The organism is Streptomyces sp. NPDC002176 (assembly GCF_044903645.1).
GTDB lineage: Bacteria > Actinomycetota > Actinomycetes > Streptomycetales > Streptomycetaceae > Streptomyces.
Genome location: NZ_JBJDQW010000001.1, coordinates 1183230 through 1207119 on the forward strand (window position 1 = coordinate 1183230; position 23890 = coordinate 1207119).

The 23890-nt window shown below is 71.2% G+C and carries 23 protein-coding genes; 9 read left to right on the top strand and 14 right to left on the bottom strand.

Translation table 11 applies throughout. From position 1 onward, the window contains the following. Positions 1–18 precede the first annotated feature (18 nt). Positions 19–612 (top strand): isopentenyl-diphosphate Delta-isomerase, encoded by a 594-nt coding sequence (gene idi, locus ACI2LY_RS05275; RefSeq protein WP_389001793.1) that lies wholly within the window; start codon positions 19–21, stop codon positions 610–612. A gap of 36 nt (positions 613–648) precedes the next feature. Here the strand turns inward: idi and ACI2LY_RS05280 are convergent, their stop codons facing one another. Both ACI2LY_RS05280 and ACI2LY_RS05285 read right to left on the bottom strand, forming a co-directional pair. Next, positions 649–1143, bottom strand: a complete 495-nt coding sequence (locus ACI2LY_RS05280) for an ATP-binding protein (protein ID WP_404706481.1) — start codon at positions 1141–1143, stop codon at positions 649–651. Positions 1144–1358: 215 nt separating this feature from the next. Then, a complete protein-coding gene (locus ACI2LY_RS05285; protein ID WP_404705953.1) occupies positions 1359–1943 on the bottom strand; it encodes an HdeD family acid-resistance protein in 585 nt (194 codons plus the stop codon). 110 nt (positions 1944–2053) lie between these two features. On the opposite strand from ACI2LY_RS05285, the gene ACI2LY_RS05290 reads away from it, so the two are divergent. Further along, positions 2054–2809: an enoyl-CoA hydratase/isomerase family protein gene (locus ACI2LY_RS05290; protein WP_404705954.1), complete on the top strand. Its 756-nt coding sequence runs from the start codon at positions 2054–2056 to the stop codon at positions 2807–2809. Here the strand turns inward: ACI2LY_RS05290 and ACI2LY_RS05295 are convergent. Next, on the bottom strand, positions 2796–3431 hold the full coding sequence (locus tag ACI2LY_RS05295; RefSeq protein ID WP_404705955.1) for a DJ-1/PfpI family protein: 636 nt from the start codon (positions 3429–3431) through the stop codon (positions 2796–2798). The two genes, ACI2LY_RS05290 and ACI2LY_RS05295, sit on opposite strands and share 14 nt — an antisense overlap. A 29-nt stretch (positions 3432–3460) precedes the next feature. After that, on the bottom strand, positions 3461–4429 hold the full coding sequence (locus ACI2LY_RS05300; RefSeq protein ID WP_404705956.1) for a GlxA family transcriptional regulator: 969 nt from the start codon (positions 4427–4429) through the stop codon (positions 3461–3463). Between the two features lie 152 nt (positions 4430–4581). Between ACI2LY_RS05300 and ACI2LY_RS05305 the strand changes: the two genes are divergently transcribed. Both ACI2LY_RS05305 and ACI2LY_RS05310 read left to right on the top strand, forming a co-directional pair. Beyond that, complete coding sequence (locus tag ACI2LY_RS05305) at positions 4582–4701, top strand: LPFR motif small protein (RefSeq protein WP_254641675.1); 120 nt, start codon at positions 4582–4584, stop codon at positions 4699–4701. Positions 4702–4791: 90 nt separating this feature from the next. Further along, positions 4792–7209: a Tex family protein gene (locus ACI2LY_RS05310; RefSeq protein WP_404705957.1), complete on the top strand. Its 2418-nt coding sequence runs from the start codon at positions 4792–4794 to the stop codon at positions 7207–7209. 49 nt (positions 7210–7258) lie between these two features. Here ACI2LY_RS05310 and ACI2LY_RS05315 read toward each other — a convergent pair whose 3' ends face one another. The 3 genes from ACI2LY_RS05315 to ACI2LY_RS05325 form a co-directional block, all read right to left on the bottom strand. Then, entirely contained in the window at positions 7259–8899 is a 1641-nt protein-coding gene (locus ACI2LY_RS05315; protein WP_404705958.1) for an ABC-F family ATP-binding cassette domain-containing protein, read from the bottom strand. Between the two features lie 13 nt (positions 8900–8912). Further along, complete coding sequence (locus tag ACI2LY_RS05320) at positions 8913–9938, bottom strand: oxidoreductase (RefSeq protein ID WP_404705959.1); 1026 nt, start codon at positions 9936–9938, stop codon at positions 8913–8915. 176 nt (positions 9939–10114) lie between these two features. After that, a complete protein-coding gene (locus ACI2LY_RS05325; RefSeq protein ID WP_404705960.1) occupies positions 10115–12070 on the bottom strand; it encodes a Xaa-Pro dipeptidyl-peptidase in 1956 nt (651 codons plus the stop codon). Between the two features lie 173 nt (positions 12071–12243). Here ACI2LY_RS05325 and ACI2LY_RS05330 point away from each other — a divergent pair, with 173 nt between their 5' ends. Then, entirely contained in the window at positions 12244–13734 is a 1491-nt protein-coding gene (locus ACI2LY_RS05330) for a M1 family metallopeptidase (RefSeq protein WP_404705961.1), read from the top strand. A gap of 14 nt (positions 13735–13748) precedes the next feature. On the opposite strand, the gene ACI2LY_RS05335 is transcribed toward ACI2LY_RS05330, so the two are convergent. The 3 genes from ACI2LY_RS05335 to ACI2LY_RS05345 are packed head-to-tail and all read right to left on the bottom strand — an operon-like array spanning position 13749 to position 16327. Beyond that, positions 13749–14645, bottom strand: a complete 897-nt coding sequence (locus tag ACI2LY_RS05335; protein ID WP_404705962.1) for a PfkB family carbohydrate kinase — start codon at positions 14643–14645, stop codon at positions 13749–13751. After that, entirely contained in the window at positions 14642–14818 is a 177-nt protein-coding gene (locus ACI2LY_RS05340; RefSeq protein WP_404705963.1) for a hypothetical protein, read from the bottom strand. Before ACI2LY_RS05340 ends, ACI2LY_RS05335 begins: the two co-directional genes overlap by 4 nt. Positions 14819–14860: 42 nt before the next feature. Then, entirely contained in the window at positions 14861–16327 is a 1467-nt protein-coding gene (locus tag ACI2LY_RS05345) for an amino acid permease (RefSeq protein WP_404705964.1), read from the bottom strand. A 231-nt stretch (positions 16328–16558) separates the two neighbouring features. On the opposite strand from ACI2LY_RS05345, the gene ACI2LY_RS05350 reads away from it, so the two are divergent. The 3 genes from ACI2LY_RS05350 to ACI2LY_RS05360 all read left to right on the top strand — a co-directional run bounded on the left by ACI2LY_RS05350 (position 16559) and on the right by ACI2LY_RS05360 (position 18146). Continuing rightward, the gene (locus ACI2LY_RS05350; RefSeq protein WP_404705965.1) at positions 16559–17278 is read left to right on the top strand and encodes a MerR family transcriptional regulator; all 720 of its coding nucleotides are present in this window, start codon (positions 16559–16561) and stop codon (positions 17276–17278) included. Positions 17279–17460: 182 nt separating this feature from the next. Continuing rightward, positions 17461–17733, top strand: a complete 273-nt coding sequence (locus ACI2LY_RS05355) for a hypothetical protein (protein ID WP_404705966.1) — start codon at positions 17461–17463, stop codon at positions 17731–17733. Next, positions 17730–18146: a hypothetical protein gene (locus ACI2LY_RS05360; protein ID WP_404705967.1), complete on the top strand. Its 417-nt coding sequence runs from the start codon at positions 17730–17732 to the stop codon at positions 18144–18146. The genes ACI2LY_RS05355 and ACI2LY_RS05360 overlap by 4 nt, the downstream gene beginning before the upstream one ends. 118 nt (positions 18147–18264) lie before the next feature. Here the strand turns inward: ACI2LY_RS05360 and ACI2LY_RS05365 are convergent, their stop codons facing one another. Both ACI2LY_RS05365 and ACI2LY_RS05370 read right to left on the bottom strand, forming a co-directional pair. Further along, positions 18265–19116, bottom strand: a complete 852-nt coding sequence (locus tag ACI2LY_RS05365; RefSeq protein WP_404705968.1) for a Scr1 family TA system antitoxin-like transcriptional regulator — start codon at positions 19114–19116, stop codon at positions 18265–18267. Positions 19117–19131: 15 nt separating this feature from the next. Further along, a complete protein-coding gene (locus tag ACI2LY_RS05370; protein ID WP_404705969.1) occupies positions 19132–19887 on the bottom strand; it encodes a DUF6879 family protein in 756 nt (251 codons plus the stop codon). A gap of 272 nt (positions 19888–20159) precedes the next feature. Between ACI2LY_RS05370 and ACI2LY_RS05375 the strand changes: the two genes are divergently transcribed. Continuing rightward, entirely contained in the window at positions 20160–20357 is a 198-nt protein-coding gene (locus ACI2LY_RS05375) for a hypothetical protein (protein WP_404706482.1), read from the top strand. Between the two features lie 49 nt (positions 20358–20406). Here ACI2LY_RS05375 and ACI2LY_RS05380 read toward each other — a convergent pair whose 3' ends face one another. Next, on the bottom strand, positions 20407–22581 hold the full coding sequence (locus ACI2LY_RS05380; RefSeq protein WP_404705970.1) for a 3-hydroxyacyl-CoA dehydrogenase NAD-binding domain-containing protein: 2175 nt from the start codon (positions 22579–22581) through the stop codon (positions 20407–20409). 77 nt (positions 22582–22658) lie between these two features. Continuing rightward, positions 22659–23873 carry an acetyl-CoA C-acetyltransferase gene (locus ACI2LY_RS05385; protein ID WP_404705971.1) on the bottom strand — a complete coding sequence of 405 codons (1215 nt, stop codon included), beginning with the start codon at positions 23871–23873 and terminating at the stop codon, positions 22659–22661. Positions 23874–23890: the final 17 nt, after the last annotated feature.

Consider the following 23890-nt stretch of genomic DNA (forward strand, 5'->3'; position numbering starts at 1 on the left):
CCGACGCGAAGGATGGGTATGCCGATCACACCTGCCACCGAGACGCACAGCTCGTCGAACGGCACCACAGAGTCGATCTTGCTGGAACTCGTGGACGAGAACGGCGTGACGATCGGCACCGCGGAGAAGCTGGCCGCCCACCAGCCGCCGGGGCAGCTGCACCGGGCGTTCTCGGTGTTCCTCTTCGACGAGCGGGGCCGACTGCTGCTCCAGCAGCGGGCGCTCGGCAAGTACCACTCCCCCGGCGTGTGGTCCAACACCTGCTGCGGCCACCCCTACCCGGGTGAGGCGCCGTTCGCGGCGGCGGCCCGGCGTACGCACGAGGAGCTGGGGGTGTCGCCCTCGCTGCTGGCCCAGGCGGGCACGGTGCGCTACAACCACCCGGACCCGGCGTCCGGCCTGGTGGAGCAGGAGTACAACCACCTCTTCGTCGGCCTGGTGCAGCAGACCCTGGCGCCGGACCCGGCGGAGGTGGGCGACACCGCCTTCGTGACGGCGGCCGAGCTGGCGGAGCGGCACGCGCGGGAGCCGTTCTCCGCGTGGTTCATGACGGTGCTGGACGCGGCGCGTCCGGCGATCAAGGAGCTGACGGGGTCGTCCGCGGGCTGGTAGGCCCCGCGCGGGGCCGTCTCGTGGCCTCGCGGACCCTCATCTGGACAGCGCGGGTTTGAGCGGCAGGGCGGCCCAGATCACCTTGCCGCCGCTCGCCGTGTGCTCCACGTCGACCGCGCCGCCCGCCTCCCGCGCCACCTCGCGCACCAGCAGCAGGCCCCGGCCGCCGGTCTGGGCGTGGTCGGCCTCCAACGCGGTGGGGCGGTAGGGGTGGTTGTCCTCCACCGAGACCCGGACCCACTCGGCGCCGACGGCCACTTCGACCCCGAGCATCGGGGAGAGCAGCGCCGCGTGCTTGACGGCGTTCGTGACCAGCTCGGAGACGATCAGCAGCAGCCCGTCCACCACTTCGTCCGCGACCGGTACGCCCTGGCGCATCAACAGGTCCCGCACGGCGTGCCGCGCCTGCGGGACCGAGGCGTCCACGGCGGGGGCGGTGAACCGCCACACACCCTCGTACGGCAGGGGTTCGGGCGGTGGCCCGGCGGCCTCCGGCGGCCGCGGCACACCCCCGCGCCCGTGGTTGTCCATCGTCCGGTCGCCACCCTCGCGCTCGATTGTCACCACACGTCGAGTGTTGGTAACGATGGGCTCCGCCCCGGAGGACTGAACACAAGTCAGCGGGTATCGAACAGTTCCGATCGCTCTCGTACGGTGTGTTCACGTGGACGACCGTTCTTGTCGTCCAGATGTCCGGTCCGAGAACTATTCAGGTTGTACGTGTTGGTCAGGTCTGTACGGGACCTTCACACGGTCGCCCTGTCGTCCACCATTCCGACGACCCTGCGGCCGCCGTATCCGGCGGCGATCAGGCCGAGGCCGTCGAAGAGCAGGGCGAGGGAGAAGAAGCAGCCGATGACGTACTGGCTGCTCCCCGGCCAGCTCGCCAGCACCAGGATGCCCAGCAGCAGGTCGAACGCGCCGAGCAGCAGGGTCCAGCCGAACTGGGGGCCGCGCACGATCACGCTCCCGACCAGCCGGAACAGGCCCGCGGCGAGGAACAGCAGGGCGGCGAACATGGTCAGGGCGTCGGCCGCCGCGTGCGGCATCCGGATGACGACGATCCCGGCGGCGATGTTCAGGGCGGCCACGATGACGCCGAGCCAGAAGAAGTTGGTGCCGCGCGCCTGCACCGAGTGCAGCAGGCCCACGATGCCACCGATCAGCAGCAGCCAGCCGAAGAGGATCATCGAGGTCAGGGTGGCCGCCGCCGTGTAGACCAGGCCGACGATCCCGGCGATCAGCAGGATCACCCCGAGCACCGCGAGCCAACTGAAGCTCCGGCTCAGGCCCTTCGCGCCCCTCGCCCCGGTTTTGCCGGATCTGGCCATCGCCGCCTCCTTGATCGCCCCAGTTCGCTGTTCTTCTCTCCTTTTGTCCCTCGGGTGGTGCGAGCTAACTCACCCGGCCGTGACCGGCACCCGCCGATAGCATCCGCCGCATGGAGCCCCAGCTGACGCACGACGTCACCGACCGCGTCGCCACCGTCGTCATCCGCCACCCGGCCAAGCGCAACGCCATGACGGCCGCGATGTGGGGGGCGCTGCCCCCGCTGCTGGCGGACCTGGCCGCCGATCCCGAGGTGCGCGCGCTGGTGCTCACCGGAGAGGGCGGGACCTTCTGCGCGGGCGCCGACATCTCCACGCTGCTGGATTCGCCCACCGAGGCGCAGGGTCTCGCGGTGGCCGCGGAGGAGGCGCTGGCCGCGTTCCCCAAGCCGACGCTCGCCGCGATCAAGGGCCACTGCGTGGGCGGCGGGGCACAGCTCGCGGCCGCCTGCGATCTGCGGCTGGCGGAGGAGGGCGCGCTGTTCGGCGTGACCCCGGCGCGGCTCGGCATCGTCTACCCCGCCTCCTCCACCCGGCGCCTGGTCTCCCTGGTCGGCCCCGCCACCGCCAAGTACCTCCTCTTCTCGGCCGAGTTGATCGACACCGAACGCGCCCTGCGCACCGGCCTGGTGGACGAGGTGCTGCCGGTCGGTGAGCTGGACAAGCGGGTCGCCGCCCTCACCGCCACCCTGGCCACCCGCTCCCAGCTCACCCAGGCCGCAGCGAAGGAGTACGCCGACGGCCACACCGGCCGCGACGCCCACTGGACCGCCCAGGCCCTCGCCTCGACCGACACGGAAGAGGGCGTGACCGCCTTCCTGGAGCGCCGGCAGCCCCGGTTCACCTGGAGCGTGCCTACGACAGGATGAACCGGCTGCGCTCGCGCAGGGCGTCGACCAGGTGGGCGGGCGCCTTGTCCGGCGAACCGGCGTCGTAGGGCGGCCGCGGGTCGTACTCGGTGGCGAGCTGGACGCCTTGGGCGGTTTCGTCGCCCGCCAGCTTCCCGAGCAGGGTGAGGCCCATGTCGATCCCGGCGGAGACTCCGGCGGCCGTGACGTACTTTCCGTCGGTCACCACGCGCTCCCTCACGGGCTCGGCGCCGAACCGCCGCAGCGTGTCGACGGCGAGCCAGTGCGAGGTGGCGCGGCGGCCCTCCAGCAGTCCGGCGGCGCCCAGCAGCAGGGATCCGGTGCACACCGAGGTGGTCCAGGTGCTGGTGGCGTCCACCTGGCGCAGCCAGTCGAGCAGCGGGGTGTGCTCCATCAGCGCGCTCTGGCCGGGCCCGCCCGGCACCACCACCACATCGGGGCTGGTGACTTCGGCCAGGGACCGGTCGGCGACCAGGGCGAGTTTGCCGGTGTCGGTGCGCACGGGTCCGGCCTGCTCGGCGACGAAGACGGTCTCCGCGTCCGGTGTGCGGGCGAGGATCTCGTACGGTCCGACCGCGTCCAGGGCGGTGAAGCGGTCGTAGAGGACGATGGCGATCTGCATGGCGGTCCTTTCGACGTCTCGCGCCGGGGTCAGCGCGGGAGTACGGGGTGGAAGCGGCGGCGGTACTCCGCCGGGGCGGTGCCGAGCGCCTTGAGGAAGGCGCGGCGCATGGCCTCGGGGGTGCCGTAGCCGCTCGCGCGGGCGACCTCCTCGACCGAGGCGGAGGTGTCCTCCAGGAGCCTGCGGGCGTGTTCCAGCCGGACGCGGTCGACATAGCGGCCCGGTGTCGTGCCGGTCTCGGCGGTGAAGGCGCGGGCGAAGTGGCGTGGCGAGAGCCGGGCGCGGGCCGAGAGGGCGTCGACGGAGAGGTCGGCGTCCGGGTGGTCGGTGATCCAGCGCTGGACCTCCCGCAGCGGCTCGCGGGAGGCGGTCTGCGCGGACAGCTGGACGCTGAACTGCGCCTGGTTGCCGGGCCTGCGCAGGAAGACCACCAGGTGCCGGGCGATGGTGAGCGCGGTCTCCCGGTCCAGGTCGTCCTCCACCAGTGCCAGCGCCAGGTCGATGCCCGAGGTGACGCCCGCCGAGGTGGCCACATGTCCGTCGCGCACATAGATCGGCTCGGGTTCCACCGTGACCGCCGGATGCTCGCGGGCCAGCCGGTCGCAGTACGCCCAGTGCGTGGTGGCGCGGCGGCCGTCGAGCAGTCCGGCGGCGGCGAGCAGGAGGGCGCCGGTGCACACCGACACCAGGCGCGCAGCCCCGGTTCCGCGGGCGCGCAGCCACTCGACCAGTGCCGGGTCCGGACGGCGGGTGCCCTCGCCGCCGGGGACCAGCAGGGTGTGCGGGGCGGGTGCGGCGGTGAGCGCCAGGTCGGGTACGAGGGTGAGGCCGCTGGAGGTGCGCACCGGGCCGCCGTCCAGGGAGGCGGTGACCAGGCGGTAGCTGCCCGGCGCGAGCCGCTCGGCGCCGGAGAAGACCTCCAGCGGGCCGGTGACGTCGAGGCTCTGCACGTCGTCGAAGAGGACGAGGAGGACGGTGCGCGGGGCGGGCTGCGGCATACCTCGATTCTTCGGCGGGCCGACGGTGTCCGCAATGACGGATACCCCACCTTTCCTGCCACCGGGATCGGCGGATGTGACCGGGCGTGCGCCGACGACCTGGGGGTACCCGGTGCGGACCGGGCAACCGCCCGGTGGATTGGAGTTCTCTCATGTTCCGTGCCATCGCCGATGTGCTGCGCCAGATAGGTGGCGCCATCGCCACCGTCGTCACCCTGCCGTTCCGGGCGCTCGCCCGGCTGTTCGGCGGGGCCTCCAGCGGGCGGGCCTGACGCGGGCGACCGGTGCGCCCTGTCGTCCGTTTCCCCGTGCCGCCTGCCACAATTGCCGCGCAACGTTCAGCGGAGAAGGCGGATGGGATCGTGACGACACCCCTCACAGGGTCCATCGAAAGCAGGATCGCCGGAGAACTCGGCGTACGGGAGCGGCAGGTGAAGGCCGCGGTGGAGCTGCTGGACGGCGGTTCGACGGTGCCCTTCATCGCCCGCTACCGCAAGGAGGCGACCGAGAGTCTCGACGACTCCCAGCTGCGCACCCTCGAGGAGCGGCTGCGGTATCTGCGTGAGCTGGAGGAGCGGCGGAGCGCGATCCTGGAGTCGGTGCGCGAGCAGGGCAAGCTCACCGACGAGCTTCAGGAGCGCATCCGGGGTGCCGAGACCAAGGCCCGCCTGGAGGACATCTACCTGCCGTACAAGCCCAAGCGGCGCACCAAGGCGCAGATCGCGCGGGAGGCCGGTCTGGAGCCGCTGGCGGAGGGGCTGTTGAGCGACCCGTCGGTGGAACCGGCGGCCGCCGCGGCCGCGTTCGTGGACGCCGACAAGGGCGTCGCGGACCCGCAGGCCGCGCTGGACGGCGCGCGGGCGATCCTGACGGAGCGGTTCTCCGAGGACGCCGACCTGATCGGCGAGCTGCGCGAGCGGATGTGGACGCGCGGTCGGCTGGCCGCCAAGGTGCGGGACGGCAAGGAGGAGGCGGGCGCCAAGTTCGCCGACTACTTCGACTTCACCGAGCCGTTCACCGCGCTCCCCTCGCACCGGATTCTGGCGATGCTGCGCGGCGAGAAGGAGGAGGTCCTCGACCTCGTCCTGGAGCCGGAGGAGCCGACGGAGGGCCGGTCCTCGTACGAGGGCGTCATCGCGAACCGGTTCGGCATCGCGGACCGTGGCCGTCCCGGTGACAAGTGGCTTGGCGACACGGTCCGTTGGGCCTGGCGCACCCGCGTCCTGGTGCACCTCGGCATCGACCTGCGGCTGCGGCTGCGTACGGCCGCCGAGGACGAGGCGGTCGACGTGTTCGCCGCCAACCTGCGCGATCTGCTGCTGGCCGCCCCGGCCGGGACCCGCGCCACGCTGGGCCTGGACCCCGGTTTCCGTACCGGGGTGAAGGTGGCCGTGGTCGACGCGACCGGCAAGGCCGTCGCCACCGATGTGATCTACCCGCACGTGCCCGCCAACAAGTGGGACGAGGCGATCGCCAAGCTGGCCCGGCTGGCGAAGGAGCACACGGTCGACCTGGTCGCCATCGGCAATGGCACCGCCTCCCGCGAGACGGACAAGCTGGCGACCGAACTCATCGCCAAGCACCCGGAGTTGAACCTCACCAAGGTGATGGTGTCCGAGGCGGGCGCGTCGGTGTACTCGGCGTCGGAGTACGCCTCCCGTGAACTGCCCGGTATGGACGTGTCGTTGCGCGGCGCGGTCTCCATCGCGCGGCGTCTGCAGGACCCGCTGGCCGAGCTGGTGAAGATCGACCCGAAGTCGATCGGCGTCGGCCAGTACCAGCACGACCTGTCCGAGGTGAAGCTGTCCCGCTCGCTGGACGCGGTGGTCGAGGACTGTGTGAACGGTGTCGGTGTGGACGTCAACACCGCGTCCGTGCCGCTGCTTTCGCGGGTGTCCGGCATCTCCGCCACGCTGGCCGAGAACATCGTGACGCACCGGGACACCAACGGCCCGTTCACCTCCCGCGTGGAGCTGAAGAAGGTGTCCCGACTGGGCCCGAAGGCGTACGAGCAGTGCGCGGGCTTCCTGCGCATCCGGGGCGGCTCGGACCCGCTGGACTCCTCCAGCGTGCACCCGGAGGCGTACCCGGTGGTGCGGCGGATGGTGAAGACGGCGGGGCAGGACGTGGCCTCGCTGGTCGGCAACACCGGGGTGCTGCGCTCGCTCAGGCCCGCCGACTTCGTGGACGACACCTTCGGTCTGCCGACCGTCTCCGACATCCTGAAGGAGCTGGAGAAGCCGGGGCGTGACCCGCGTCCGGCGTTCAAGACGGCCACCTTCAAGGAGGGTGTGGAGAAGATCTCCGACCTGTCCGCCGGGATGGTGCTGGAGGGCGTGGTGACGAACGTGGCCGCCTTCGGCGCGTTCGTGGACATCGGCGTCCACCAGGACGGCCTGGTGCACGTGTCGGCGATGTCCAAGACGTTCGTCAAGGACCCGCGTGATGTCGCCAAGCCGGGTGACATCGTCAAGGTGAAGGTCCTGGACGTGGACATCCCGCGCAAGCGGATCGCGCTGACGCTGCGCCTGGACGACGAGGCGGCCGCGCGGGAGCCGGGTGCTCCCCGTCAGCAGCGGGGCGGTGGCGGCCGCCCGCCGCAGCAGCGGCAGGGCCAGGGTGGTCAGGGCCGCCAGGGTCAGGGCCAGGGCGGTCAGGGCCGGGGTAGCGGTGGCGGCAGGGACCGGGGCGGCCGTCCGGCCCCGGCACCGGCCAACGACGCCATGGCCGACGCGCTGCGCCGCGCGGGCCTGCTAGACCCGAAGAAGGGCCGCCGCTGATCCGCTCCCCGTTCTCGGCCCGGCCTTGCCGCCGGGCCGAGAACGGGGGTCAGCGTTCGGTGACCTTGCCGTCCGCGACCTCCAGGCGGCGCGTCACCTTGATCGCGTCCAGCATGCGGCGGTCGTGGGTGACCAGCAGCAGGGTGCCGTCGTAGGAGTCGAGGGCCGACTCCAGCTGTTCGATGGCGGGCAGGTCGAGATGGTTGGTCGGCTCGTCCAGCACCAGCAGGTTGACGCCCCGGCCCTGGAGCAGGGCGAGGGCGGCGCGGGTGCGTTCGCCGGGCGAGAGGGACACGGCCGGGCGCAGTACATGGTCGGACTTCAGGCCGAACTTGGCGAGCAGGGTGCGTACCTCCGCCGGTTCGGTGTCCGGGACGGCCGCCTGGAAGGCGTCGAGCAGGGACTCGGAGCCGTGGAACAGCTTGCGGGCCTGGTCGACCTCGCCGACCAGCACCCCCGAGCCGAGCGTGGCGTCCCCGGCGTCCAGCGGGACCCGGCCGAGCAGGGCGCCGAGCAGGGTGGACTTGCCCGCGCCGTTGGCCCCAGTGACCGCGATCCGGTCGGCCCAGTCGACCTGGAGCGAGACCGGGCCGAAGGTGAAGCCGTCGCGCCGGACCTCGGCGTCCCGGAGCGTGGCGACGACCGCGCCGGAGCGCGGGGCGGCGGCGATCTCCATACGCAGCTCCCACTCCTTGCGGGGCTCCTCGACCACCTCCAGGCGCTCGATCATCCGCTGGGTCTGCCGGGCCTTGGCGGCCTGCTTCTCGCTGGCCTCGCTGCGGAACTTGCGGCCGATCTTGTCGTTGTCGGAGCCCGCCTTGCGCCGGGCGTTCTTGACGCCCTTGTCCATCCAGGAGCGCTGCGTCTGCGCGCGGTCCTGGAGGGCGGCGCGCTTGTCGGCGTACTCCTCGTAGTCCTCGCGGGCGTGCCTGCGGGACACGTCCCGCTCCTCCAGATAGGCCGCGTAGCCGCCGCCGTAGAGGTTGATCTGCTGCTGGGCCAGGTCGAGTTCGAGGACCTTGGTGACGGTGCGGGTGAGGAACTCGCGGTCGTGGCTGACGACGACGGTGCCCGCGCGCAGCCCGGTGACGAAGCGTTCCAGCCGCTCCAGGCCGTCGAGGTCGAGGTCGTTGGTGGGCTCGTCCAGCAGGAAGACGTCGTAGCGGGAGAGCAGCAGGGAGGCGAGTCCGGCGCGGGCGGCCTGGCCGCCGGACAGGGAGGTCATGGGCCGGTCCAGGCCGACGGCGAGGCCGAGGGTGCCTGCCACGTCCTCGGCGCGTTCGTCCAGGTCGGCGCCGCCCAGGTTGAGCCAGCGGTCCAGGGCGGTGGCGTAGGCGTCGTCGGCGCCGGGCGCGCCGTCGACCAGTGCCTGGGTGGCCTCGTCCATGGTGCGCTGGGCCTCGGCGACGCCGGTGCGGCGGGCCAGGAAGTCCCGTACGGACTCGCCCTCCCTGCGCTCCGGCTCCTGCGGGAGGTGGCCGACGGTCGCGGTCGGCGGGGAGAGCCGCAGCTCGCCGTCCTCGGGCTGGGTGAGCCCGGCGAGCATCTTCAGCAGCGTGGACTTGCCCGCGCCGTTGGCACCGACCAGCCCGATCACGTCACCGGGCGCGACGACGAGGTCGAGCCCGGTGAAGAGGGAGCGGTCGCCGTGGCCGGCGGCGAGGTTCTTGGCGACGAGGGTGGCAGTCATCAGGACGCTGATTTTAGTCGCGGGCCGGGCGGCCCCGGACCGGTGCCACCAGGACCCCGCCGGAGGTGCGCGCCACGAGGTACGCCTCGCCCCGGACCGTCCTCGGGTCGAGCGGCAGCCGGTGGTGGCCGGGGCCGAGGGTGGCGTCCAGGACGGTGTGGACGCGGGTGCGGCGGAGCCGGTCGAAGCGGTACGCGGTGAGCTGGACGCGGCCCGGCGCGGTCACCTCGATCTCGGCGGCGTACGGGGTCGCGGTCAGCGCGGTGAGGCGGCGGCGCCCTTCCGGAGCCTGGTCCAGGGCCTGCTGGAGTTGGGCGACGAGGAGCGGGACGACGGGAGCGGGCGCGTCCACGAGGACGATGCCGGTGCGCGCGAACACCTCGCGCAGGGCGGCCCGTTGCGGCTCCGAGACGGTCAGCGCGGCGCCGTACGAGGTGAGTTCCGCGGCCGGGACGTCGGTGGCGTCCGGGGTGATGTCGGCGCCGATGCCGATGCCGCGCAGGGCGGCCGCGAGCCTGGCGAGGAGACCGGCGCGGGGGCCGATGAGGAGCACCCGGCGCGGTGGGGTGGCGTCGTGGGTGCCGTTGAGCAGCGCGGTGAGGGCGGCGCGGTAGGCGGGGCCGTGGAAGCGGAACGGGCCGGTGCCGTGGTAGCCGTCGCGTTCGAGGTCCACGTGTTCGCCGGTCTGCCAGGCGAAGTCCCGCCAGCGGTAGTCGTCGCCGTCCCGTTCGATGACGACGGTGACGGCGCCGCAGCCCAGGTCGGCGCACTCCGGGCAGCCGTAGAGCACGAACCGGCCGCCGGGCAGCGGGGGTTCGTCCTCCAGCAGCAGCGCGCGGACCTGGGCGTCGAGCACGGCGGGCGGGAGGTCGGAGGCGAGCGGCGACACGGCGTCCAGGTCGGCGAGCCGGAACAGCAGCGGGCTGCCGTCGACGACGAAGTCCACGAAGTCGCGGTGGACCTGGTAGCCGCCGTCGGCGAGGACGGCGCCGACGCGGGTCGCCGGTTCCAGGCCGAAGGTGGCGTAGGCGGGTGACATGAGATGAGTATTCCCACGTCCGGCCCAAGCAGCGGTCGGCCGAGGGCGCGGGCTTCCCCGCTCCCGCCCGCGGTGGCGGGCGGGAGCGGGGCCAAGTGGTCGGCGGGCGTACGCGTGGTCGAGGGTGTACGGGGTCGTACGGCGCTGGACGGTGTGGCGTCGGAGCCGCGCCCCTCCTAGGGGGTGTCCGGTCCGGTGCCGGTGCAGCCGTCGCCGTGGCCGGTCAGGCAGCTCGGGGTGCCGACGACGGTGAGGGTGCGCTGTGCGGGCGCGGGCGTCGCCGCCGTCGCTCGGGCCAGGGCGGCGGGGCCGCCGGTCAGCGGGAGGCGGGCGGTGGTGCGGGAGAGGTCGAGGGTGAGGGTGGGGCGGGTGGCGGGCGGTTCGATGAGGTCCTTGTCGGTGCCCGCGACGACCAGCGCCAGCCGGTGGCCCTCGGGTACGACGTGGTCGGTGGCGGCGAGGTCGAGGGTCATCGTGTAGGCGCGGCCGGGGGTGAGCGGGACGCCCTTGGCGAGCGAGGCGTGATGGCCGAGGTCGGCCCAGCCCCGGCTGACGACGGTGGCGCCGACGTCGGCCGTCTTCGCGGCGGTGGTCTTGAAGCAGGCGCTGTCCCCGGCCGTGCTCTCGCCGAAGCAGGTGCGCTCGGTGAGGGTGGTGATGCCCTCGCCGCCGTCGGCGTAGTCGCGGATGGTGTCGGGGCCGAGGTCGACCAGGACGGCGGACAGGTGGGCGGAGGCGGTGCTCGGGGTGGCGGTGACGGTCACCCGGGAGGAGCCGGAGATCCGCAGCGGGCCGGTGAGTGCCGGGGTGATGAAGGCGGCCTTGTCGGGGGTCGGCTTGGTGAGGTCGGCCGCCCAGTCGGTCTCGCTCCAGCTCGGGTCGTCGGTGAAGGTCTCGGTGCCGGTGGCCCGGCCGAGGCCCAGGGTGCCGACGCCGGGCGTGCTGCCGCGGGCCGGGTACAGGGTGGTGGTCCGGGTGTCGCGCGGGGGCCAGACGGTGGAGGTGGTCCACTGGTCGGGGTGGCGTTCGATGTCGGCCATGGGCTCGCGGTCGATGCCGTTGTCGTAGCCGAGGAGTTCGTGGTCGAACCAGCGGTGCAGGGTGTCGACCCAGGCGCCGCGCCGGTAGTCGAAGGGGTCGACGTGGCCGGTCTGGGAGAGCCAGATCTTGCGCTCGACGCCGTGCTTCGCCAGCGCGTCCCACCACTGTCCGAAGTGCTTGGTGCGGACGTTGAGATCCTGCATGCCGTGCACCAGGAACACGCTGGCGCGGACCTTGCCCGCGTCCTTCACGTAGTCCCGCTCGGTCCACAGCCGGGTCCAGTCGCCGGAGTCGGGGCTGCCGTCGGCGAGTTTCTTCTGTACGGCGGCGCAGTGGACTCCCTCGCGCTCCACGTATCCCGCGAGTTCGTCGGGCCCGCCGTCGTAGAGCTGGGCGCCCTGGGCGAAGTAGTAGTCGTACCAGGAGGAGATGCCGCTGATCGGCACGATGGTCTTCAGGTTCTGGACGCCGGTGGCGGCGACGCCGTTGGCGATGGTGGCGTCCCAGCTCTTGCCGATCATGCCGGTGGCGCCGGTGGTCCAGCTCGCCCTGGCCGGGGTGCTGCCCGTGCGGGTGGTGTAGCCGCGGGCCCGGCCGCCGAGCCAGTCGACGACGGCCTTGGCGGAGCGGATGTCGGAGCGGCCGCCGACGTCCACACAGCCGTCGCTGCGGTTGGTGCCGGTGAGGTCGACGCCGACGAACGCGTAGCCGCGCGGCACGAAGTAGTTGTCGTAGAAGAGCGGCATCTGCACGACGTGCCCCTGCGCGTCGTACGTCTTCAGCTGGCTCTCGTTGCCGCGGCCGCAGCAGGAGTAGTAGGGGCTGGCGTCCATGATGACGGGCACCTTGCGGCCCGCGCGGGCGGCTTCGGCGGGGCGGACGATGTCGGCGGCGACGCGGTCGGTGCGGCCGTCGCCGTCCTCGTCCAGGCCGGTGTCCACCCAGACGGACTCGCGGACGGCATCGGCGTACGAGTACACGGGCCTGCTCTCGCGCGGTGCCGCCTGCGCGGCGGTCGGGGCGAGGAGGACGGCCGTCAGTGCGCCGACGGCCAGGACCGCGAGCATTCTCCAGAGCGAGCGATTCGGCATGGGCGGACGCTACTCCCGTCAACACCCGTACAGAAGAGGGCCTTTCGGCGGTCACCGGGACGCGTGACGGCTGAATGGCGATCGTGTGACAGCAGGGGCCGTGGACACGTCAGGAGCGGCCGGGACTGAATAGGCTCCGAACAGACTTCCTGTCCAGAAGACTTGGAGCTGACGTGCACCGCAGAATCATCGCACCGGGCGCCCTGGCCGCGGCCTCCCTCCTGCTGGCGATCCCGGCATCGGCCGCGTCGTCCGCCCCCGGCGCGCCGGGCATCGGCGACCCCTACTACCCGCAGTACGGCAACGGCGGCTACGACGTCTCGCACTACGACCTGAGGCTCCAGTACCAGCCGAAGACCGATGAGCTGCAGGGCACCGCGACCATCCTGGCGAAGACCACGCAGGACCTGTCCAGCTTCGACCTGGACTTCCTGCTGGACGTCAGCGAGGTGCGGGTCAACGGCACCAAGGCCGCGTTCACCACATCGGGCGAGCATGAACTGGTCGTCACCCCGAAGACCCCGCTGGCCAAGGGGACGCAGGTCACCGTGGTGGTCCGCTACAGCGGGGTGCCGTCGACGAAGAGCGCGTACGGCTTCTCCACCTGGCACCGCACGCCGGACGGCGCGATCGCGGCCGACGAGCCCGAGGCGGCCTGGTGGTGGTTCCCGAGCAACGATCACCCCAGCGACAAGGCGACCTACGACGTGTCGGTGGCGGTGCCGGACGGCACCCAGGCGATCTCCAACGGCACGCTGGCGTCGACCAGTTCGAAGCTGGGCTGGACCCGGTACAACTGGCGCCAGGACAAGCCGCAGGCCACCTATCTGGCCACGCTCGCGCTCGGCCGGTTCGACATCACCACCTCCACCTCCGAGGGCGGGGTGCCGGTGATCAACGCGTACAGCCGGGACCTCGGCGCGAACGACGGCGCGGCGCGGGCGAGCGTGGAGCGCACCGGTGAGCTGGTGGACTGGCTGAGCGGCTATTTCGGGCCGTATCCGTTCTCCTCGGCCGGAGGCTACGTCCCGAACACCACCACCGGGTACGCCCTGGAGACGCAGACCCGCGTCTACTACAGCCCGAAGCAGTTCGCGGCCGGTTCCAACACCTCGGTGGTCGTGCACGAGCTGGCCCACCAGTGGTACGGCGACGACGTGTCGCTCAAGGGCTGGAAGGACATCTGGATCAACGAGGGCTTCGCCCGGTACGCGCAGTGGCTCTGGTCGGAGCACGAGGGCGAGGGCACCACGCGCGAGCTGGCCGACTACGTGTACGCCTCGCACCCGGCCGACGACCCGTTCTGGACCGTCAAGCCCGGTGACCCCGGCGCGGACGCGCAGTTCGACCTCGCCGTCTACGACCGGGGCGCGCTCGCCGTGCAGGCGCTGCGCGAGCAGATCGGCGACGACGCGTTCTTCGCCGTGCTGAAGGGCTGGCCGAAGGAGCACGCCTACGGCAACGCCTCGGTGGCCGACTTCCAGAAGTACGCCGAGCAGGTGTCCGGCAAGCCGCTGGCCGCGCTCTTCGACACCTGGCTGTTCCAGCCGTCGAAGCCGGACGCGCGGAGTTCGGGCTCGTCGGCCCGGTCGCTGGCGGCTCACGCGGCCCAGCCGAAGTCGTGGAGGAAGATCGAGGCGACGAACGACGTGCACGCGCACTGAGTCCCGTCTTTGTCCTAGGCCGTGACGGCTCCCTCTCCGAGGAGGCCGTCGCGGCCTATCGCGTCCGTGCGGGTGGCGGGGACGGTGCAGGCGTAGGCGCCCGCTGCCGCGCCGTAGCGGGCGCAGCGCTCGGGCGTCTCCCCGGCGAGGTGGCCGTAGAGGAAGGCGGCCGCGAAGGCGTCGCCCGCGCCGTTGGAGTCGACGACCGGGGCGGGCGGGGTGACCGGCGGGACGTGGGTCAGCTCGCCGTCGGCCAGCAGATAGGCACCCTCGGCGCCCGCCGTGGCGACGACGACCTCGGCCCGGCCTCGCTCGGCTATGCGCCGCATGGTGCGCTCGGGGTCGGGGAGCGCGGCGGCGGAGACGAAGACCAGGTCGGCGGCGAGGGCGTAGGGCTCGTGGTACGGGTTCTCGCCGTCCCAGTCGTGCAGGTCGGTGGAGAGCGGCACGCCGGTCTCGCGGAGCAGCGGCAGGGCCTCGGCGCAGGGCGGGGTGATGGTCACGTGGACGTGCCGGGCGGCCGCCGCGAGGGGGCGCAGCACGTCGTCGGGGAAGCGGTCGCCGGGGCGGGCGCGGCTGGTGTCGTACAGGGAGAGGCGGCGGCCGTCCGGGCCGACCAGGTTGACCGCCCGCTTGGTCCCGGCGGGCTGGGGCAGCGCGGTCAGGGCGATGCCCCGGTCCCGGTGCAGGGCGCGGACGAGGTCGCCCTCGGGGTCGTCACCGATCAGGTCGAGGTGGTGGACGTCGAGGCCCAGCGCGGCCAGCCCGAGCGCGACGAAGTCGCCGGTCTGCCCGGCGCGGGTGTGCACCCCGGTGTCGACGTGATAGCTGTCGGCGAAGGGCAGCGGCAGCTCGGGCACGCGGACGATGGTGTCCACCCCGGCTCCGCCCAGCACCAGTACGTCCGTCATGCGGCCTCCCCGTGGTCGTACACGGTGACGGGGATGCCCCGTCCCGCCGGCCGCCCGCTGACGAGCTGGACGGCGCCCAGGCCGGAGTCGTTGCAGACATGGGCGATCGCGCGGGCGCCCTCCGCACATGGCGCGGTGGCGTCACCCCGGATGTAGACGATCTCCTCCGACATGACGCCACCGTAAGGGCTGCCACTGACAGTGGCCGTGAGCTGCTACTTCGTGAGGTCGGTCAGCTCCCGGTCGGTGTTCGCGGTGACGCGGCGGCGCACCCCGAACCAGCCCGCGACCAGCAGGACGGCGATCAGCGGGATCAGATAGAGGGTGCGGCGGCCGACCTCGGGGTCGTTCCACATCATGCCGAGACAGACCAGCAGGAACGCGATCGTGACGATCTCCGTGACCGGGCTGAACTTCAGCTGGAAGCGCGGCCGGGTGACCTGGCCCTCGCGGGCGCGGCGGACGAAGATCATGTGGCAGAGCATGATGATCACCCAGGTGCTGATGATGCCGAGCGAGGCGACGTTCAGCACGATCTCGAACGCCTGGCTGGGCACGAGGTAGTTCAGGCCGACGCCGAGCACGCAGACCGCGCAGGTCAGCAGGATGCCGCCGTAGGGGACCTGGCTGCGGTTCATCCGGGTGGTGAACTTCGGCGCGGAGCCGGCCATGGCCATGGAGCGCAGGATGCGGCCGGTGGAGTACAGGCCGGAGTTCAGCGAGGACATGGCGGCGGTGAGCACCACCAGGTTCATCACGTCACCGGCCGCCGGGATGCCGACCTTGGACAGGACGGTCACGAACGGGCTCTGGTCGGCGGTGTACACCGAGCCGGGCAGCAGCAGGGCGAGCAGCACGACCGAGCCGACGTAGAACACGCCGACGCGCCACATGATCGAGTTCACCGCGCGGGGGACGACCTTCTCGGGCTGCTCGGTCTCACCGGCGGCGACGCCGACCAGCTCGAGCGCGGCGTACGCGAAGATCACGCCCTGCATGACGAGGACGACCGGCATCATGCCGTGCGGGAAGATCCCGCCGTGGTCGGTGATGAGGCTGACGCCGGGCTGGTGGCCGCCGACGTCGTGCTGGGTGGCCAGCAGGAAGATGCCGATGAGCATGAAGCCCACCAGGGTGGCGACCTTGATGATGGAGAACCAGAACTCCATCTCGCCGAAGATCTTGACCGAGATCAGGTTCACGGCGAGCACCACGGCCAGCGCGACGAGTGCCAGCACCCACTGCGGTATGGACGTGAACATGCTCCAGTAGTGCGTGTAGAGCGCGATCGCGGTGATGTCGGCGATGCCGGTGGTCGACCAGTTCAGGAAGTACATCCACCCGGCGACGTAGGCGCCCTTCTCGCCGAGGAACTCGCGCGCGTACGACACGAAGGACCCGGAGGACGGGCGGTACAGGACCAGCTCGCCCAGCGCCCGGACCACGAAGAAGGCGAAGACTCCGCAGACCAGATAGGCCAGGGCGAGCGCGGGGCCCGCGTTGTGCAGGCGGCCGCCCGCGCCCAGGAACAGGCCGGTGCCGATGGCACCGCCGATGGCGATCATGTTGACGTGCCGGGGCTTCAGGTCCTTGCTGTAACCGGCGTCGCCCGCGTCCGCGGGCGTCTGGGCCTGCTGCGTGGGGGCAGCGGCCGGGGCCGAGTCAACGGCGTCCTTGCTCACGGATCGTTCCACTCTCTGGTACTCCCGGGCCACGAGGGACCGGTTCCTTACAGGGCGGCCCGCGCCGCACGATCATGTCGCGGTACAGACCAAGGCAGCAGTTTCCCAGAGAGATCACCCGATATGCGGTGGTCCACGTCACAGAGCGGCACTTCTCACATGACCTTCGCCGGTTGCACACGCGTGCCTCCGCGGGTTTCACACTCCTGCTGCGACAGCAATACTGCTGCGATGACCACCGAGGCCGAGGACCCGACCCTCACCATCGACGAGCTGGCCGCGCGGTCCGGCGTCACCGTGCGCACGGTGCGTTTCTACGGCACCCGCGGTCTGCTCCCGCCCCCCGAGATAGGCCCCCGCCGGGTCGGCCGCTACGGCCACGCGCACCTGGCCCGCCTCGCGCTGATCGAGGAGCTGCGGCTGCAGGGGATGACGCTGGCGGCGATCGAGCGCTACCTGAGCCGCCTCCCGGCCGACCTCACCGAGCAGGACCTCGCGGTGCACCGGGCGGTGGTCTCCTCCTGGGCCCCGGAGGCGGTGGAGACGGTCGGCCGCACCGAGCTGGACCGCCGCGCGGGGCGCCCCCTGACCGACGACGACGTACGGCGCCTGGCGGCGATGGACGTCCTGGCCGCCGAGGGGGACGACTGGCGAGTGGACACCGGCATGCTGCGCCTCGCCGTCCAGCTCCTCGACCTCCCCTTCTCCCAGGAGGTCATCCTCGCCGCGCGCACCACCCTCCTCGACCATTCCCGGGCGGCCGCGCAGGAACTCTCCGCCCTCCTCCGCGACGCGGTCCCCGAGCACACTCCGAGCGACGTCCGCACCCTCTCCGCCCACATGCAGCCCCTCGTCATCCAGGCCCTCCTGACCACGTTCCAGCGTTCACTGCGGCACGAGGTGCGGGAGTGGCTGGGGGAGGGTGAGGCGGGGCACGGGCGCGCGGACTAGGACTCCGGGAACTCCCACGGCCGGGCAGCGGCTGTCACCAGCGACGACGCCACCGGCATGACCAATCGTGATCAAGAACTACAGCCGCCTTGTCATATGCCAGAGGTCTACTCTTGTGCACTTTTTCAAGATCCACGAAACTGCACGGATCACACACGAAAACCACACGAACAGGGGGGGTTATGCGGAGAAGACTTGGAAAAATCTCGGGCTCGCTCGCGGTTTTCCTGGCGCTGGCATCGCAAGTTCCCGCTCTTGCGGCCGACAGCGAGCCAACGCTCGGCGGCACGAGCAGCGAGGTCGCCGCCGCCACCGAGGCAGCAGACCTCCAGGCGGCGCGTCTTGCCGCGGTTCTCGGCGGGAAGAAGGTCGAAGCGCGTTCCGAGCGCACCGCCGACTCCACCACATGGGTGAAGAGCACAGGCGCCCTCATCAGAGGCAACCAGCCGCGATGAGCCTTCCGTGGGTGAGAAGAGCGGCTGCTTCCGTCCTCGCGCTCCAGGCGCTCTACCTCTTGGTCGTCGAGTACGTGGTCGCACAGCTGGGTTCCGTGGGAGCCGAGGTCGATCATCCCGAGGGTCCGACGGCCGCCGGCATCGTGTGGTCCGCCGCGAGTGTCTGCGTGATCATTCTGATCATGGGAGGGGCCGTACTGCTGTGGTTCGACTCCGCGCGAAGGCGCATCCCCTCAGTAATCGGGGCCGGGTGGCTACTGCTTCTCGGAGCGACGCAGGCGGCCATCGCCGTGTACTCCGCATTTTTCGCCCCGGCCGACGCCCCGGTGAGAGGAGGAGCGTTCATAGTGTGTTCCGTCCTCGCAGCGGTGAGCTTCGCCAACTCCCGCGGCGCCGGCAGGGTTACCGCATGACGCGCACCTCCGCTCGTTCGGAGTGACACCCCGCGGGGGTCTCGTGCCGGTCGACCGGCACGGGACCCTCGCATGCTGGTGGTGTCGTTGCAGGGCCAGTTCGTGTGTTGCCGAAGCATCACCGAGCATTCAGGGCGTGGCGGGCCGCGTTGATGAGGTTCTGGGCATCGGGGCCGTACACGGCGGACTCACGCAAGGTTTTCCATGTCCGGAGGTACAGGGCGACGCTGTCGGCGTCGTCGAGCCACAACTCGGCGTGCCACGTCTCCGTGACCACCTGGCGGTCGTCGTAGATCCAGAAGCCCAGACCGGGTGGGGCCTTCAAGGACGCGGTGAGCGGGACGATGCCGAGTTCCACGGTGTCCATGCCGATGACCCCGGTGAGGCGGTCGAGCTGGACCGCCAGGACCGAGGGCGAGCAGACCAGCGAGCGCAGGACCGGTTCCCAGAGGATGACGTGGTACTGCCTGCCCCCGCTGTACAGGAGTTCCTGGCGTTTCATCCGGGCACGGACGGCTTCTTCGACGTCGCGCGGCGACCGGTGCAGCTCGGCGGACCGGGTCAGCACGGCGCGCGCATAGTCGGGAGTCTGGAGCACGCCCACGATCCATGAGGACTCCCAGGCCCGGAGCACCTTCGAGTCGGCCTGTGCCTCGTTGTGGGCGTCCTGCACGGGCTTGTGGCCGCCTACGAGCTGTCTGCGCCATGAGCGGATGTGCGACTCGAACCCTGCCAGTCTGGCCCGCAGCTCGTCATAGGACGCGGCCTGACCACACGCGGCGGCCCACTGCCGCAAGTCCTCCGGGGTAGCCGTCTGCTTGCCCAGCTCCAGCTTAGAGACCTTCGAGTTGGGCCAGCCGAGCCGACGGGCCAGAGCCGTGCCGGTGAGCCGACCGTCAGGACAGGACAACCGAAGCTCCCGTAGCCGAACCCCGAGCGCTTCGCGGGCCTGCTGGTAGTCAGTGCTCACCGGCACACACCTGCGTCACTCCTCCTTCGTGGCCAGCGCGGCCGCGAACTTCCTGAACGGGGTGGCATGGTGCTGGGCCACGTCCCGCAGTCGGTTGTACTGGTTGACTCGCGCCGGTTCCGTGACCATTTCGGCACCCGTCAGGTTGTCGTCATCATCGAAGATGCACACGGCGACGATGTGCGAGTCGAAGATCCAGAAGTCCTCGTCCGGCAGGTTGACGCGCTTGGCGTCCTCGCGCCACATGTTGCGTACATCCTCGCCCAAGGCGGCGTTCTTCTCGGCGTGCGCGAGCAGGTAACGCTGCCCCTCGGTCGGCGGGTTGTCCACGATGCGCACCCGGCCGACGTACACGCCGTCCGCCGTCTTGGCCCGAATGCCCTGGCTCCATGGGGTGTCGAGGTCCCACGTCGGTGCCTCACCCCTGGTGAACTGGGCCCAGGTGTCGGTGGTTTCGTCGACCGCGTAGCGCTTGCGCATCTCCAGGTGCCACGCGCTGTGTTGGAAGTTCTCGAAGAGCTGGGCGAACTGCTCGGGGGTGAGAATGCGCGGTTCGGCGTCACGGTCTTTCGGGCCGAAGTCGATCAGGGTGTTGCGGGGCACCACGATCGGCACCTCGTCCTCGTTGATGTGCTGGAGTTGGGCGAGGGCCTCGGGGTCGGTGAGGCGCGGTCCGTGCACGATGACCTCGCCCGTGTCCAGGTCTTCATGAATCGCCGGGCAGCCACCTTCGCCGCTGCCCGTCCCGTTGAACCGCAGTCGTCGCGCCATGACCAGTTCCTTCCGCCGGGGCTGATCACCCCAGCATCAACCGGTGAGGGTCGCACCACCACGGGTTCGGACTACCTTCATGCGAAAAAGCGAGCTAAGCAAGCCAGCACCTGAGAAAAATCGAGAAACAGCATACCGCCCACCAACACCCCAGTCCTAGCGTCCCGTTCATGGATACGAAGAAACCGGATGTCGATCCGTTCACAGCGGTGGAGTCCCTCAGAGCGGCACTGGGCGGGGTGGGGATCGTCCTCCCCTCGCTCGCGGTCGACATCGCTTCCCCCGCGCTGAAACTCCTCAGCCGCGGGGACCGGATCGGCTACGAGGGGCAGTGGCGCACGATCAAGGCGACGAGGACCGACATCGGTGCGATGGGCGGCCTGTTCGTGGTCGTGACGTGGGAGGAGGGCGGCACCGAGCGGTTTCGTGCCGGGGATCAGCTGGTGGTGGAGCAGTCCGGAGCGGCGTAGGACGTGCGGTGCCCCCGGCGGACCGGGGGCACCCACATGTACCGGTACGTCAGCGGGCGTCGGTGAAGGTCTCGCCCTTCTCCGCCTTCTCCACCAGCAGGACCGGGGGCGTGAAGCGGTCGCCGTACCGCTCCGCCAGTTCCCGCGAGCGCGCTACGAAGCCCGGCAGCCCGTCCTCGTAGCCGTTGATGTACTGGAGGACGCCGCCGGTCCAGCCGGGGAAGCCGATGCCGAGGATGGAGCCGATGTTGGCGTCGGCGATGGAGGTGAGGACGCCTTCCTCCAGGAGGCGGACGGTGTCGAGGGCCTCCGAGAAGAGCATGCGTTCCTGCATGTCCCGGAAGGGGATCTCGTGGCCCGGCTTGGTGAAGTGTTCGCGGAGGCCCGGCCAGAGGGCGGCGCGCTTGCCGTCCTCGTAGTCGTAGAAGCCTGCGCCGCCGCTGCGGCCGGGGCGGTCGAACTCGTCGACCAGGCGGTCCACGACCTCGTCGGCGGGGTGCGGGGTCCAGGTGCCGCCCGCCTCCTCCACGGCCCGCCGGGTCTCCGCGCGGATCTTGCGCGGGAGGGTGAGGGTGAGTTCGTCCATCAGGGAGAGGACCTTGGCCGGGTAGCCCGCCTGGGCTGCCGCCTGCTCCACCGAGGCCGGTTCGATGCCCTCGCCGACCATCGCGACGCCCTCGTTGATGAAGTGGCCGATCACCCGTGAGGTGAAGAAACCGCGGGAGTCGTTGACGACGATGGGGGTCTTGTTGATCTGGCGGACCAGGTCGAACGCGCGGGCCAGCGCCTCGTCGCCCGTGCGCTCGCCCTTGATGATCTCGACCAGCGGCATCTTGTCGACCGGCGAGAAGAAGTGCAGCCCGATGAAGTCGCCCTGGCGCTCGACGCCCTCGGCCAGCGCGGTGATGGGCAGCGTGGAGGTGTTGGAGCAGAGCAGCGCGTCGGGCTCGACGACGGACTGGATCTCCTGGAACACCTTGTGCTTGAGCGACGTGTCCTCGAAGACCGCCTCGATCACCGCGTCGCAGCCCGCGAGGGCCGCCGCGTCGGCGGCCGGGGTGATCCGGGCCAGCAGGGCGTCGGCCTTCTCCTGGCTGGTGCGGCCCTTGGCGACGGCCTTGGCGCACAGCTTCTCGGAGTAGCCCTTGCCCTTGGCGGCCGCCTCCAGCGAGACGTCCTTGAGGACGACCTCGATCCCCGCGCGGGCGCAGGAGTAGGCGATGCCCGCGCCCATCATGCCCGCGCCGAGCACGGCGACCTTGCGGACCTTGCGCGGTTCGATGCCCTGGGGGCGGCTGAGGCCGGAGTTGACGGCCTGGAGGTCGAAGAAGAACGCCTGGATCATGTTCTTCGCGGTCTGCCCGGCCGCCAGTTCCACGAAGTACCGCGCCTCGATGACCTGCGCGGTCTCGAAGTCGACCTGGGCGCCCTCGACCGCGGCGGCCAGGATGTTGCGCGGCGCCGGGTAGGGCGCGCCGTTGGTCTGCTTGCGCAGGGAGGCCGGGAAGGCGGGCAGGTTGGCGGCGAACTTCGGGTTGGCCGGGGTGCCGCCCGGGATGCGGTAACCGGGCTGGTCCCAGGGCTGCTTGGACTCCGGGTTGGCGTCGATGAAGGCGCGGGCCTTCGCGGTCAGCTCCTCCGGCGTCTCCGCCACCTCGTGCACGAGCCCGTTGTCCAGAGCGCGGCGCGGGTTGTACTGGGTGCCCTGGAGCAGGACCTTCAGCAGCGCGTCGGTGATGCCGAGCAGCCGGACGGTACGGGCGACGCCGCCACCGCCGGGGAGCAGGCCGAGGGTGACCTCGGGGCAGCCGATGCGGGAGCCGGGGGCGTCCAGCGCGATGCGGTGGTGGCAGGCGAGGGCGATCTCGAAGCCGCCGCCGAGGGCCGCGCCGTTGATCGCGGCGACCACGGGCACGCCGAGGGTCTCGATGCGGCGCAGGTTGCGCTTGATGGCGAGGCCGCCGTCGAAGAGGTCCTGGGCGGTGTCGGGGGTGACCCGGATCAGGTCGCGCAGGTCGCCGCCCGCGAAGAAGGTCTTCTTGGCGGAGGTGAAGATGATGCCCCGGATCGAGTCCTTCTCGGCCTCCAGCCGGTCGGTGATCACGGCGAGGGACTCGCGGAACGCCTGGTTCATGGTGTTCGCGGACTGGCCCGGGTCGTCCAGGACGAGGGTGACGACACCGGTGTCGTCCTGTTCCCAGCGGATGGTGGTGCTCTCGGTCATGACAGTCGTCTCCGTAGAAGTCGCTTGGTCCCGCTGATTCCGCTGATTCCGCTGATTGCGTTGATTCCGCTGGGAGTTCAGACGCGTTCGATGATCGTGGCGATGCCCATGCCGCCGCCGACGCACAGCGTGGCCAGGCCGTACCGCTTGTCCTGGCGCTCCAGTTCGTCCACGAGGGTGCCGAGGATCATCGCGCCGGTGGCGCCGAGGGGGTGGCCGAGGGCGATGGCGCCGCCGTTGACGTTGACCTTGTCCAGGGACAGGCCCATGTCCTTGACGAAGCGCAGGACGACGGCGGCGAACGCCTCGTTGATCTCGACCAGGTCGATGTCGTCGATGGTCAGCCCGGCCTTGGCGAGCGCCTTGCGGGTGGCGGGGGCGGGGCCGGTGAGCATGATGGTGGGCTCGGAGCCGGAGACGGCGGCGGAGACGATCCGGGCGCGGGGGGTGAGCCCGTACCGCTCCCCCACCTCGCGGGAGCCGATGGCGACCAGGGAGGCGCCGTCCACGATGCCGGAGGAGTTGCCCGCGTGGTGGACGTGGTCGATCTTCTCCACCCAGTGGTACTTCTGCAGCGCGACCGCGTCGAACCCGCCCAGCTCGCCGATGTCGGCGAAGGACGGCTTGAGACCGGCGAGGGAGTCGGCGGTGGTGCCGGGGCGGGGGAACTCGTCGTGGTCGAGGACGGTGAGACCCGCGCGGTCCCTGACGGCGACCACCGAGCGCTCGAAGCGGCCTCCCTTGATCGCGTCGGCGGCGCGCTCCTGGGACAGGGCCGCGTACTCGTCGACGTCGCGGCGGCTGAAGCCCTCGATGGTGGCGATGAGGTCGGCGCCGATGCCCTGCGGGACGAAGTTGGTGGCGAGGTTGGTCATCGGGTCGTTGAACCAGGCGCCGCCGTCCGAGGCCATCGGCACCCGCGACATCGACTCGACACCGCCCGCCAGCACCAGGTCCTCCCAGCCGGAGCGGACCTTGGCGGCGGCCGTGTTGACGGCCTCCAGGCCCGAGGCGCAGAAGCGGTTCTCCTGTACGCCCGCCACGGTGTCCGGGAGGCCCGCGGCGACGGCGGCGATGCGGGCGATGTCGGAGCCCTGGTCGCCGACGGGGCCGACGACGCCGAGCACGATGTCGTCGATGGCGGCCGGGTCCAGGCCGGGGAAGCGGGCGCGGATCTCGTGGATCAGGCCGACGACCAGGTCGATCGGCTTGGTGCCGTGCAGCGCGCCGTTGGCCTTACCTCGGCCGCGCGGGGTGCGGATCGCGTCGTACACGAACGCTTCGGTGGTCACTGGTGTGCCTTTCGGGA

Coding starts and splice junctions, on each gene's coding strand:
- ACI2LY_RS05355 (WP_404705966.1), top strand. CDS start 17,461: ATGCGGAGAAGACTTGGAAAAATCTCGGGCTCGCTCGCGGTTTTCCTG.
- ACI2LY_RS05340 (WP_404705963.1), bottom strand. CDS start 14,818: ATGTCGGAGGAGATCGTCTACATCCGGGGTGACGCCACCGCGCCATGT.
- ACI2LY_RS05350 (WP_404705965.1), top strand. CDS start 16,559: ATGACCACCGAGGCCGAGGACCCGACCCTCACCATCGACGAGCTGGCC.
- ACI2LY_RS05370 (WP_404705969.1), bottom strand. CDS start 19,887: ATGGCGCGACGACTGCGGTTCAACGGGACGGGCAGCGGCGAAGGTGGC.
- ACI2LY_RS05285 (WP_404705953.1), bottom strand. CDS start 1,943: ATGGCCAGATCCGGCAAAACCGGGGCGAGGGGCGCGAAGGGCCTGAGC.
- idi (WP_389001793.1), top strand. CDS start 19: ATGCCGATCACACCTGCCACCGAGACGCACAGCTCGTCGAACGGCACC.
- ACI2LY_RS05315 (WP_404705958.1), bottom strand. CDS start 8,899: ATGACTGCCACCCTCGTCGCCAAGAACCTCGCCGCCGGCCACGGCGAC.
- ACI2LY_RS05320 (WP_404705959.1), bottom strand. CDS start 9,938: ATGTCACCCGCCTACGCCACCTTCGGCCTGGAACCGGCGACCCGCGTC.
- ACI2LY_RS05290 (WP_404705954.1), top strand. CDS start 2,054: ATGGAGCCCCAGCTGACGCACGACGTCACCGACCGCGTCGCCACCGTC.
- ACI2LY_RS05305 (WP_254641675.1), top strand. CDS start 4,582: ATGTTCCGTGCCATCGCCGATGTGCTGCGCCAGATAGGTGGCGCCATC.
- ACI2LY_RS05280 (WP_404706481.1), bottom strand. CDS start 1,143: ATGGACAACCACGGGCGCGGGGGTGTGCCGCGGCCGCCGGAGGCCGCC.
- ACI2LY_RS05300 (WP_404705956.1), bottom strand. CDS start 4,429: ATGCCGCAGCCCGCCCCGCGCACCGTCCTCCTCGTCCTCTTCGACGAC.
- ACI2LY_RS05335 (WP_404705962.1), bottom strand. CDS start 14,645: ATGACGGACGTACTGGTGCTGGGCGGAGCCGGGGTGGACACCATCGTC.
- ACI2LY_RS05360 (WP_404705967.1), top strand. CDS start 17,730: ATGAGCCTTCCGTGGGTGAGAAGAGCGGCTGCTTCCGTCCTCGCGCTC.
- ACI2LY_RS05380 (WP_404705970.1), bottom strand. CDS start 22,581: ATGACCGAGAGCACCACCATCCGCTGGGAACAGGACGACACCGGTGTC.
- ACI2LY_RS05295 (WP_404705955.1), bottom strand. CDS start 3,431: ATGCAGATCGCCATCGTCCTCTACGACCGCTTCACCGCCCTGGACGCG.
- ACI2LY_RS05325 (WP_404705960.1), bottom strand. CDS start 12,070: ATGCCGAATCGCTCGCTCTGGAGAATGCTCGCGGTCCTGGCCGTCGGC.